The sequence below is a fragment of the Paraburkholderia oxyphila NBRC 105797 genome (genome assembly GCF_000685075.1).
In the GTDB taxonomy this organism is placed as follows: Bacteria; Pseudomonadota; Gammaproteobacteria; order Burkholderiales; family Burkholderiaceae; genus Paraburkholderia; species Paraburkholderia oxyphila.
The window spans coordinates 22,887-34,513 of sequence record NZ_BAYD01000027.1 but is presented as its reverse complement, the minus strand read 5'-3'; the positions used below and the strand labels follow the sequence as shown (position 1 = coordinate 34,513).

Sequence of the window (11,627 nt, the reverse complement as noted above, 5' to 3'; positions counted from 1 at the left end):
CATTTTGGGTACAGCGTGCCGGCAGGCGCCGCGGACGCAGCGCGCGGTGACGCGTTCGGCCCTCAGGCCTTGTCGTTGGCGAGGCAGAGCGCGAAGAGCTGGCGCTGGCTCGAGATGCCGAGGCGCTGATACGCGCGCTTCTGATAAGTCACGACGCTGCTGGGCTTGACGCCCATGCATTCGGCAATTTCGGCGGCGCTTCTGCCTTCCAGCACGCCGCGCAGCGCATCGAGCTCGCGCTTCGAAAGCGCCGGGCACAGGCCGCGCAGGCGCGCGAGCATCAGTTGCGGAATGCCCATCTGGCTCTGGCCGCGCAGGGCGTAGTGATGCTTGGTGGCTTCGCCGATCAACGGGGCCAGCGACTCGACCAGCTCGATTTCGCCCGGCTGGAAATTGCCGGCATCGCGCTCGCGATAGAGATTCACCGAAAGCCAGATGTCGGCGGCGGGTTGCAGCAGCAACGAGAGCCGATCGGAAACATTGGGCGTGGCGTAGCAGGCTTGCCGGTAGCCGTCGTGCGCGATGTCCTCGCTCGATTGCCAGTGCAGCACCAGTGACGAACCCGGCTTGTTGGCCGCTTCGCCGCCGACGATCTGCTGATTGCCGTCGAGTGCGTAGAAGAGCCGTGAATACGTGTCGGCGACGTCACGCAGGAACCGGCCGCCGCGATGATCGGCGACCGAGACGGTGCGCGGACGGTTGCCGAATTCGTACGCGAACACCGTGCACTGCGACACCGAGGTGGCCGGCCCGAGCATGTTGAGGACCTCGGTGGCGAGCGCGTTAGTGTCGTCGCGGCCGATCGCGGAGATGAGGCTGGTGACGCGAGACAGGTCGAATTGGCCCGGTTGTCTCGGTCGGTCAAGACGCCAGTGACGCATGTTTCTGAAGGGAAAACGGCTGAAATCGGCTGCTACGGCAGGATGACCCAGAGTAGCACCGATTCGTACGCACGCGTAAGCCTTCCAGAACACCAGCAGTGCGTGAAAAGGGCCGGTTCGACGCGTGTTGCCATGAGTGAGCCAGCAGTAAGGCAGCAAGCAAGAACCCGTCCAGTTAGGGTAATCTCTATATTTCGTGCTGCATCTGCACAAAAATTTCCTTTCTGATCAAAACGTCTTCGCGCAGGAAATCCCGATATGTGGACGCTTCCCACCGCCATACCCCCCGATTTCGGTACCGGGGCGGTATTTTTCAGCGTGCTCGTGACACAGCTCGGCGTGCCGGTTCCCGCCGCGCCGGTGCTGATACTCGCGGGCACGATGGCGGCGGGCGGCGAGGCGTCGTATGGGAGTCTGCTGCTCGCGGCGATCGTTGCCACCTTGTTCGCCGATTCGCTCTGGTTCACGGCGGGCCGCATGCGCGGACGCCGCCTGCTCAATTCGCTCGTGCGCTTCTCGCTTTCTCTCGATACGACGATTCGTGTCGCGCGCAACGTGTTCGAACGCCATGGCGCGCCCATTCTCGCGGTGGCGAAGTTCGTGCCCGGTCTGGGTCTCATGTCCGCGCCGCTGCTCGGCACGACCTCGATGGACGTGCGCCTCTTTCTGCTCTGGGACGCAGTAGGGGCAACGCTGTGGGCCGGCACATGGCTCATCGGCGGCGCGGCCATGCACGCGCAAATCGCCCGCTTCGCGATGTTCGTGCGCGCCAACGGCTGGACCATCTTCGACGTGCTCGCACTGGCGGGTCTGCTGTTTCTCGCCTGGCGCTGGGTGCGCCGCCTGCAGTTGCGCCGCTGGCTGGCCACCCATCGGATCTCGCCCGATCAGCTCGACGAGATGATGAAGTCGCCTGCGCCGCCCGTCGTGTTCGATGCGCGGCCGCAAAGCGTGCGCGAACAGGAGGCCTGGCGCATTCCGGGCGCGCGGCCGCTCAATCTCGATTCGAGCGAAGCGCTGGCGCCCGAATTGCTCGCACGGCCCATCGTCGTGTATTGCGTCTGCCCGAACGAGGCGACGGCCAAGCGCATCGTCAGCCAACTGCGCAGCAAGCACATCTATCATGCTCACGCGCTCAAGGGCGGTCTCGACGCGTGGGAGCGCCACGGCTATCCCGTCGAGCCGCTTTCTTCGGAATTCCACGCCGCGCATGCGCGCGAGGATGAGGAATACGAAGCCGTCGCCGAACAGGAGTTCACGGTTCGGGCCAGCATTTCAGAGTAATTCGCTCACGCTTCGTCACGGCGCGTTGCGCCGGTTCCGCTGCAGCGGGCCGACGCATCGTGTGCATCGGCCGTGTCGTCAGGCGCGCTGGCGGCGCGAGCCGCCGCCCACGTTCCGCCCCGCGTCGCGCGCCATCTGTGCATAGCCCCAGATCGAAAGCAGCGTGAGCACGCCTGCGCTCAGAAACGCCAGGCGGAAATCGTCGAGCGTGAACGCACGGCCGCTCGATTCGCCGTTGATGCTTGCCGCGACGCGCAGCGCGAGCGCGCCAAACGCAATCCCGAGTCCGTTGGTCATTTGCGCTGCCGCGCTCCAGAGCGTGCTGGCCGCGCTCATCTGCGGCTGCGCGACGTCGGCGTAGGCGAGCGTCGCGAGCGTCGAGAATTGCATCGAGCGCGTGACGCCGTAAACGAAGATCACGATCAGCACGATGGCGAGCGGCGCTTCGGGCGTGAGCATCCCGCACGCGATCATCGAGGCGCCGGCAAGCGCCACGTCGACCATAGCGACGAGCCGGAAGCCCCAGCGTTCGAGAATGCGCGTCGTGAGCGCTTTCATGCCCAGATTGCCCAGCGCGCTCGCGAGCAGCAGCAGGCCCGACTTGAAGGCCGAGAGACCGAAGCCGATCTGGAACAGCAGCGGCATCAAGTAGGGCGCCGCGCCAATACCGATGCGCGTGATCGAGCCCGTCACGACCGTGACCGAGAAAGTCGGAATCGCAAGGCTGGAAACGTCCACAAGCGGATGCGGATGGCGTTTCGCATGAAAGAACGCGATGGCGCCGATCAGCACGCCGGCACCCACGAGGGCCACCGCGCGCCATGGGCTCGAGCCCGCCTGACTCGCCAGTTCCGCGCCGTAGAGGATGGCCGTGAGCGCCGCGCCGCTCAGCACGAGCCCGACGACATCGAGCGGCCGGCGCTGTTCGCTGCGCAGATTCGGTACCACGGCCGCGATGGCCGCAAGCACGGCAAGGCCGAAAGGGACGTTGAGCAGGAAGATCCAGCGCCATGACGCATAGGTCGTGATGAAGCCGCCCACCGGCGGCCCGACCACCGGCGCCGCAATGGCTGGCCAGGTGATGGTGGAGATCGCCTGCATCAGGCGGCTCTTGTCGGTGCTGCGCACGACGATCATGCGGCCCACCGGCACCATCATGGCGCCGCCGATGCCTTGCAGCACGCGCGCGGCGACGAACTCCCAGAGATTCTGCGAGATGCCGCAGAGCACCGAGGCGAATGTGAATGTCACCACCGCGCCGAAGAACACGGTGCGCGAGCCGCAACGATCGGCCACCCAGCCGCTTGCCGGGATGAAGATGGCGAGCGCGAGCATGTACGCAGTCACGCCGAGACTGAGGCTATTCGGCCCGATGCCGAACGAGTGCGCCATTTGCGGCAGCGCCGTGGCGATCACGGTGGTGTCGAGGTACTCCATGAAGAACGTCGCCGCGACGATGTAGGGCAGCCAGCCGACCCAGGCTGCGCGTACCGGCTTGTTGCGTGCATCGTCGTTCATTGCGCCGCCTCGTGGCAGGGCTGGAAGCGCGGCATGGGGGGCGAGGGGCGGAGCGAAGGGCGCATCATGAGGCGGTCGGCGGGCAAGTTTCCGATCGGAATGTCGTGGACCGGAAGGTTGCAGCGCGCGGCCCACGCGAAAGGCCACAGTTTCCGATAGGAAAGCGCATCTGTACAGCAGCGTTCGTGCTTCGCATCGGCTTGATGGCCGGCGGGGCGCGCCCGTTGGCCGATGCGCGCGCCGCTGCCTGGGCCACTGCCCGGTGGCGTCGCGCGGCTAGTTCGTAGCGGTGGAGCGGAGGAGGGTAAATACCTGGTTGATGCGGGAGGCTTGAATCTTTGTTGCGAAATTTGATGGAATCCAGCGCAAATACCGGACGACGCCTCGTCGGCGTGGTCCGGTTCATCGGTATGTCGCGGGATGAATGGAAGGCTGGGTGGCTTGGAGCGCCTTAGCCCGTGGTGTCTTTGAGCAGCCGGGTGCGCGCCGAGCCGAGCGATTCGAAGCGGCCATGCGTGTCGTCGAAGACGGAAATCGTGCCGTGGCCGATGTCGTACACCCAGCCTTGCAGCTGGAGTTGGCCCTGCGCCACGCGAGCCGCAACCGCCGGATGGGTGCGCAGGTGCGTGAGCTGCAGGCGAACATTTTCCTCGACGAGCGCTTGCACGACCTGATCTTCGTTCAGCCCGCGCGTTTGCACGACGCTGCGTGCCGCCTCGGCGTTGCGCAGCCATGCTTGCACCGTGGGCATGTCCGCCGTGGATTCGGGGCCGGCGGCGAGCCCCTTCATGGCGCCGCAGTCGGTGTGGCCGCACAGCACGATCTGCCGCACGTTCAGCGCGAGCACGGCGAATTCGACCACCGCCGACACGCCACCGAGCATTTCCCCGTAGGCCGGCACGATATTGCCGATGTTGCGGCAGACGAACAGCTCGCCGGGGCGCGTTTGTGTGATCAATTCGGGCGAGACGCGCGAATCTGCACAGGTGATGAACAGCGTGTGCGGCGACTGGCTGTGGGCAAGACTGCGGAACAGCTCCTTGTCGCCCGGAAACACGTTACGAGCGAAGTCATCCACGCCGTTGAGGAGGTGCAGCAGATCGCAGCCGCACGATTCGGAGTGGACGTCGTGCGAGTGAGTATGGTCTGGCATGGATGTTTCTCTCTTTATCATGAATCGACACATTCGAATGGCAGCAGCGGAAGTTTACGCCGAGTCACGTCCGGCTGCCGCGTTTCGGTTCGGAAAGTTCCGTCCGAACGTACGTTTTCCCGTTTTCCGATCGTCACATTCGCGTGCGAGCGGACATCTGCGCGTAAAACACGGTATCGCGCACGTATTTGCCGCGCGGCACCGGCCTGCCCGTCTTCAATACGTAGTTTCTCACGCGCAAGGCGCGGGTCATGCAGCGTCGAGCCTGAATATCGGGCTTCGATTCGCTACGCCTTGTGCCTTATTCGTCATACGACCGGCCAGTCGGTTGGCCTGGCTCGCGCGAGTGCTCTGGTGAGCGCTGCGTAGCCCCCGCGAGCCATGGTGAGGTCCGAAGACATGCGTCCACCAGGGCTGGCGGGGCAGGATTGTACTCGACGCCAAAATATCTGGGGGGCGGTAGGGAAATGCCGGAAGCGCATGTTCCGGAGGCGCACGGCGGGATCGACCAGGTGGGTCGATTCCACGCCGCCGGTTTTTATTTCGGAGGTCGAATTGATGAGTCTGCCCACGGGAGCAGGCCGACGCTCGCGCGCCGATGCGTCTCAGGACTCCACGGCGTGGCGCGCGGCTCCGGCGCGCCGGCTGGGCATGAAATACCACACGCCGGCGAGCACTTGCAGCACGATCAGGCCGGTCCACACCGCTTGATGCGCGACGACGGGATAGTGGCCGTCCACGGCGCTCCAGTGGCCGAGCGCTGCGCCGATCGCGATCTGTGCGATGAAGATGCCGATGAAGATGACAAGCGTGAACGTGGTATTGACGCGGCCGATCAGGCGCGGGGGAAAGTATTCGGCCAGCACCGCATAAGTGAGGATGCCGGTGCCGCCCAGCGCGCCATACGCGGCCCACAGGAACGCGGCGGGCAGCGGCACGCGGGCCGCGAGCAGCACCTGGACGAGCACGAATAGCCCCATCGTCACGCCGGAAAAGCGGGCGACGCTGACACCGTATTGCTCGAAGGTCCGCGCGAGCGCACCGAAGCCGATGTTGCCGACGATGAACGCGCCGCCGAGCACGGAAACGAGCGAGGCCGCGCGCGAGGCCACGTCGGCAGTGTCGGCGGGCGCCATGTCGCGCAGGAACGCGCCTACCCACAGCGACTGCATTGCGTAGAACACGATCTGCGTGAAGGCGGAAAACGTCGCGGATTTCCAGAACGCATGGCTGCGCAGGATGTGCGCGGTGCCCTTGAACTGCTCGAGCACGCTCGCCTGATGGTGCGTGTCACGCGTGCGCGGGCCGCCGATCCAGATGATGGCGGCGACGGCCGCGGTCAGCACGGCGAGTCCGACGCTGACGCTGCGCCACGGCGCCATCGTGAGCAGCCACGAGAGCGGGGCGCCGACCGCAACGCCGCCGAGGCCGCCCACGGCCATCACGAGGCCGTTGACGAGCGTGAGCTGGGCGACCGGGAAGTGCTGGGCGGTGGCCTTGAACGCGCCGCCGAGGCACACCGACACGCCCACGCCAACCAGCAGACGCCCCACCATCATCGCGGCCATGCTGTGCGAAAGGCCGAACACGAATGCGCCGGCGGCGGCCACCAGCATCACGCACGCGGTCACGCGGCGCGGGCCGAAGTGGTCGAGCAGCACGCCGGCGGGGATCTGGGCGCCCGCGAAGCCGAGGAAGTAGACGCTCGTGAGCGTGCCCAGATCGGTGGGGCTGAGGCCCATTTCGTGCGTCAGGAACGGCGCGAAGCCAAGATTGACGCCGCGAAAAAGATATGAAATGAAATAGCCGAGCGCGAAAACGGCGAATACGCGCAATCTCAGTGCGGTCATGATGCGAGCGAGATCCGAAAGCGGATCGAATGTCTGGGTCCCGATTATTGGCGAGAAGCCGGCCGCGAGGCCAGCGAGAGATTTCAGCCGCGATTGTGAGTAGAATTTGACGTCATGTCACGACCGCTCCCTCCCTTGCAGGCCCTGCGCGCGCTAGAAGCGGCGGCGCGCCGGCGCAGTTTCAGCCGCGCAGCAGAAGAATTGCATTTGACGCACAGCGCGGTGAGCCATCACCTGCGCGCCCTCGAAGCGGAGCTCGGCGTCGAGCTGTTTCGCCGCGCGGGCAGCCGCATGATCCCTACGGCGGCCGGCGCGCAGCTTGCCGACCGCGTGCGGCGCAGCCTCGAAGGCTTGCGCGAAGCGCTCGATGCCACGCGTCCTGGCGTGAGCGGCGTGACGCGGCTCGAACTGAGCGTGATGTCCGATTTCGCCTCGGTCTGGCTGATTCCGCGTCTGGGCGACTTCTACGACCGCCATCCCAATGTCGATCTGTCGTTGCGCATGCATGTCGACGTCACGCCGCCCGATCCCTATCCGTTCGATATCGGCATCTGGCACAGGCGCGTGGACGAGCCGGGTTTTCAGATCCGCAAGCTGCTCGACGACCAGGTGGTGGCCGTCTGCAGTCCCGCTCTGCTCGCGCGCTACCCGGCGTTTCGTATCGAAGATCTCGCCTCCATGCCGTTGCTGCGTTTCTCGCGCCGCTCGTGGCTCGACTTCTTCGAGGCGGCCGGTGTGGCGGGAGACGAGCCCGAGCGCGGGCCCGTCTTCGACGACGCCGGCCTCCTGCTGCAGGCCGCGGTGGCCGGGCAAGGGGCGGCCACGGCGCGGCTGCAGCTCGCGCGCGACTTCATCGATCGCGGCGAACTGGTGCAGTTGGGGCAGGTGCGCATTCCCGCATCGCTGGACTATTACTTCACATGGCGCGAGGGCCATCCGCGCGAAGCGGCCATCCAGCAGTTCTACCGCTGGGTGAAAGCCCAGCTCGTCAATTGACAGGCGCTATTTCCTTTCATCAGTAAATGCGGGTAAAACCTGTGTTCGCGCCTGTCAACGGCCGCATATCGACAAACGTTGCTCATCGATATGGATGCACAAAGCTGCACGAGTCCAATCGACGAATTGTGGGCGAATGCGATTGTTATTCATGGCGCATGCACCGGATTGGCTCATTTTCCGAAATGATTGCGTCGGCCGTCCATGAGGGGAATGGGTTTGTTGTAAATGCTATTCAATAGCATTGCTTGATCCGGATGTGTTCCCGGGGGAGTTCCGGCGTGTGAAGTAGCGTGCCGGCGCGGGTTGCAGGATCCGTTGGCGGCACCCGTGAATCCTCTGCGTATTGAGCTGAAGTGGAGGTAAAGTGCATTCGTGCGAAATGGTGGCAGCGACACCTTTCACATCAAGTTTGAAATAAATGGAGTATCGTTACTCCCCAATGCGATCTCCGAGGCGAGATCAACCGTATTGGCAGCGTCTGTTTACCGGTAGTGAATGGTGTGTAGTGCAAGGGTCCCGCGAGGACCATCAAAAAACTGTGACAACAGGAGAAACCGCATGAAGGCTATTCAGGCGTTCAAACTGGCAGCCGGCACGATGCTGGTCGCCGCCTCGCTCCACGTGTACGCGCAAGACGCAGCAAGCGCGCCCACCCCGGGGGCGACCGAAGCCGCCAAGACCCAAGCGCAGCAGTCGAAGGCGCAGTACAAGTCGGCCAAGGCAGCCAACCGTGCGCTTTCGCGCAAGGTGCGCGCGGCGCTCGCGAAGGACAAGGACATCAGCGTGGCCAACATCACCGTGCGCGCCAAGGACGGCGCCGTCATCCTGCAAGGCACGGTGCCGGAGCAAGGCCAGGTCGACCACGCCACGGAAGTGGCGAAGGGCGTCGCTGGCGTGACCTCGGTCAAGAATGCGCTGACGATCCGCCCGGTCGGGACCTGATCGCCGGGATGCGACGCGTGCCAGTCGCCTCGTGCGGCTGGCCGGTGTCGTGTGAACCGCGCCGGAAATGCGGCAGCAACGGGCGCGGCCCGGTCCAGGGTCTCCGTCTGGCCTGACCCGGGTTCACTCTGGAAGCCGCACATGCAATCCGCGAACAGGATTGCATGTGCGGCTTTTTTATTGGCGCCCCCTGTGCACTCAGGGATCGATGTAGTGCATTTGCGGCGACTCGCCCATCAGGAGCGCACGGTTCGCGTCAGCGGCCGCACGCAGATAGTCCCAGAGCGACGTGATGCGCCGCAGCTTGCGCAGATCTTCGCGGCTGCATAGCCAGAAGCGCCGCGTCACGACGATCTCTTCGGGCAGGACCGTCACGAGCCGCGGGTCGGGCTCGGCCATGAAGCAGGGCAGAATGGCGAGCGCGCTGCCTTGCAGCGCGGCATGATACTGCGCGATCACGCTCGTGCTGCACAGGCTTGCCGTGACATTGGGCGCGGTGCGCTCGAGGTAGAGCAGCTCATGGCTGAAGGCGAGATCGGCGACATAGCTGATGAACGCGTGATGGCGCAAGTCCGCCGCCGTCCGAATGGGTGCGTGCCGCTCGAGATACTCAGGCGTTCCATATAAGCGCAGGCGATAGTCGCACAGCTTCGTATAGACGTACTGGCCGCGCTCGGGGCGCTCGAGCATGATCGCCAGATCGGCTTCGCGCTTCGAAAGGCTCACGAAATGCGGGACCGGCAGCAGATCGATCGACATGTCGGGGTGCTTGCCGGTGAAGCGCGCCAGTTGCGGCGCAAGAAAGAAGCAGCCGAACCCCTCGGTCGATCCCACCCTCACGTGGCCCGAGAGCGAATGCGCGCCGAGCGCGAACTGCTCGCTCGCCGACTGCACCGTGCTTTCGATGGTGTCCGCATAGGCCAGCAGGCGCTGGCCTTCGGCGGTCAGCACGAAGCCGCCCGAGCGCGATTTGTCGAACAGTACCGTGCCCAGCGCCGCCTCCAGTTCGCGCACGCGGCGCGCCACCGTGGTGTGGTCGACGCCGAGGCGCCGTGCCGCGCCGCTGGCGCGCTGCGTGCGCGCCACCTCCAGGAAATAGCGTAAATCGTCCCAGTTCAGCGTCTCCATCGGTCTCGTTGTGCTTTTTTGCATATTGGATGGGCTTTTTCGTCTCTATACCGTGGATATTCGAATAACTATACTCGGTTCAAGACCTCTGCAAGACGCGGTCGTCTATAACAAGGATGGAGACACACGATGCTCATGCAGTCGACCCCTGAAGGGGCGGACACGATTGGCTTTCCCACGCGCGACTCCATTCCCGGCACGCATCCTGATGCGCTCGCATCACGGCTGGCGGATCCGTCAATTAGATCGTAATCCTGCATATCCGGCTCAGGCCGGCCCGTTCAGACCTTTCAGAGAGAGTTCAAGATGAACGCAGTCACCCAGGCATCCAACGCTCATGTCTCGACCGTCAAGCTGCTGATCGACGGCGAGTTCGTCGAATCGAAAACCACCGAATGGCGCGACATCGTCAATCCGGCCACGCAGGAAGTGCTGGCGCGCGTGCCGTTCGCGACCGTCGAGGAAGTCGACAAGGCCGTCCAGAGTGCGCATGCCGCGTTCGCGACCTGGAAGAACACGCCGATCGGCACGCGCGTGCGCATCATGCTCAAGCTGCAGGCGCTGATTCGCGAGAACATGTCGCGCATTGCGCAGACGCTCACGGCCGAGCAGGGCAAGACGCTGCCCGATGCGGAAGGCGATATCTTCCGCGGCCTCGAAGTGGTCGAGCACGCGTGCTCGATCGGCACGCTGCAGCAAGGCGCGTTCGCGGAGAACGTGGCCGGCGGTGTGGACACCTATACGCTGCAGCAGCCGCTGGGCGTATGCGCGGGCATCACGCCGTTCAATTTCCCCGCGATGATTCCGCTGTGGATGTTCCCGATGGCGATCGTCTGCGGCAACACCTTCGTGCTCAAGCCCTCCGAGCAGGATCCGCTCTCCACAATGCAGCTCGTCGAGCTGGCCGTTGAGGCCGGCATTCCCGCAGGGGTGCTAAACGTCGTGCACGGCGGCAAGGAAGTCGTCGATGCGATCTGCTCGCATCCGCTCATCAAGGCGATTTCGTTCGTGGGCTCGACGGCCGTGGGCACGCATGTCTATCGCCTCGGCAGCGAGCACGGCAAGCGTGTGCAGTCGATGATGGGCGCGAAGAACCACGCGGTCGTGCTGCCCGACGCCAACCGCGAGCAGGCGCTCAACGCGCTCGTGGGCGCGGCGTTCGGCGCGGCGGGCCAGCGCTGCATGGCCACTTCGGTGGTGGTGCTCGTGGGCGAGGCGCAGCAATGGGTGCCCGAACTCGTGGAGAAAGCGAAGGAGCTCAAGGTCAACGCCGGCAAAGAGCCGAAGACCGACGTGGGCCCCGTTGTCTCGCGCGCCGCGAAGACCCGCATTCTGGGCCTGATCGACTCGGGCGTGAAGCAGGGCGCCACGCTCGCGCTCGACGGTCGCGGCGTGAAGGTGCCCGGCTACGAGAACGGCAACTTCGTCGGCCCGACGGTGTTCACGGACGTGAAGACCGACATGGACATCTACACGAACGAGATCTTCGGGCCGGTGCTCGTGGTGCTGACCGCGAACACACTCGACGAGGCGATTGCCATCGTCAACGCGAATCCGTTCGGCAATGGCGTGGGCCTCTTCACGCAAAGCGGCGCGGCGGCGCGCAAGTTCCAGAACGAGATCGATATCGGCCAGGTGGGCATCAATATTCCGATTCCGGTGCCGGTGCCGCATTTCAGCTTTACGGGCTCGCGCGGCTCGAAGCTCGGCGACCTCGGTCCCTATGGCAAGCAGGTCGTGCAGTTCTACACGCAGACCAAGACCGTCACGGCGCGCTGGTTCGACGATGCCACCATCAACACCGGCGTGAACACGACGATCAACCTGCACTGAAGCGCCGCCGCGCCTGACCAACCATAAAGGGAGAATCGC

Annotated in this window: 9 protein-coding genes; 4 read left to right on the top strand and 5 right to left on the bottom strand. The window is 64.7% G+C overall.

What is annotated here, in order from left to right:
- Positions 1-62: 62 nt before the first annotated feature.
- Entirely contained in the window at positions 63-881 is an 819-nt protein-coding gene (locus tag BO1_RS18170; protein WP_028218781.1) for a helix-turn-helix transcriptional regulator, read from the bottom strand.
- A 258-nt stretch (positions 882-1,139) separates the two neighbouring features.
- Here BO1_RS18170 and BO1_RS18165 point away from each other — a divergent pair, with 258 nt between their 5' ends.
- Positions 1,140-2,165: a VTT domain-containing protein gene (locus BO1_RS18165; protein WP_028218780.1), complete on the top strand. Its 1,026-nt coding sequence runs from the start codon at positions 1,140-1,142 to the stop codon at positions 2,163-2,165.
- A 78-nt stretch (positions 2,166-2,243) separates the two neighbouring features.
- Here the strand turns inward: BO1_RS18165 and BO1_RS18160 are convergent, their stop codons facing one another.
- The 3 genes from BO1_RS18160 to BO1_RS18145 all read right to left on the bottom strand — a co-directional run bounded on the left by BO1_RS18160 (position 2,244) and on the right by BO1_RS18145 (position 6,686).
- A complete protein-coding gene (locus tag BO1_RS18160; protein ID WP_028218779.1) occupies positions 2,244-3,683 on the bottom strand; it encodes an MFS transporter in 1,440 nt (479 codons plus the stop codon).
- 451 nt (positions 3,684-4,134) lie between these two features.
- Positions 4,135-4,836: a carbonic anhydrase gene (locus BO1_RS18155; protein WP_028218778.1), complete on the bottom strand. Its 702-nt coding sequence runs from the start codon at positions 4,834-4,836 to the stop codon at positions 4,135-4,137.
- A 605-nt stretch (positions 4,837-5,441) separates the two neighbouring features.
- A complete protein-coding gene (locus BO1_RS18145) occupies positions 5,442-6,686 on the bottom strand; it encodes an MFS transporter (RefSeq protein ID WP_028218777.1) in 1,245 nt (414 codons plus the stop codon).
- A 114-nt stretch (positions 6,687-6,800) separates the two neighbouring features.
- Between BO1_RS18145 and BO1_RS18140 the strand changes: the two genes are divergently transcribed.
- Both BO1_RS18140 and BO1_RS18135 read left to right on the top strand, forming a co-directional pair.
- Positions 6,801-7,682, top strand: coding sequence for a LysR substrate-binding domain-containing protein (locus BO1_RS18140; RefSeq protein ID WP_028218776.1), 882 nt, complete (start codon positions 6,801-6,803; stop codon positions 7,680-7,682).
- 561 nt (positions 7,683-8,243) lie between these two features.
- Complete coding sequence (locus BO1_RS18135; RefSeq protein ID WP_028218775.1) at positions 8,244-8,627, top strand: BON domain-containing protein; 384 nt, start codon at positions 8,244-8,246, stop codon at positions 8,625-8,627.
- A 198-nt stretch (positions 8,628-8,825) separates the two neighbouring features.
- Here the strand turns inward: BO1_RS18135 and BO1_RS18130 are convergent, their stop codons facing one another.
- Positions 8,826-9,779 (bottom strand): LysR family transcriptional regulator, encoded by a 954-nt coding sequence (locus BO1_RS18130; protein WP_028218774.1) that lies wholly within the window; start codon positions 9,777-9,779, stop codon positions 8,826-8,828.
- Between the two features lie 282 nt (positions 9,780-10,061).
- Between BO1_RS18130 and BO1_RS18125 the strand changes: the two genes are divergently transcribed.
- Positions 10,062-11,588 (top strand): CoA-acylating methylmalonate-semialdehyde dehydrogenase, encoded by a 1,527-nt coding sequence (locus tag BO1_RS18125; RefSeq protein WP_028218773.1) that lies wholly within the window; start codon positions 10,062-10,064, stop codon positions 11,586-11,588.
- The last annotated feature ends 39 nt before the right edge of the window (positions 11,589-11,627 follow it).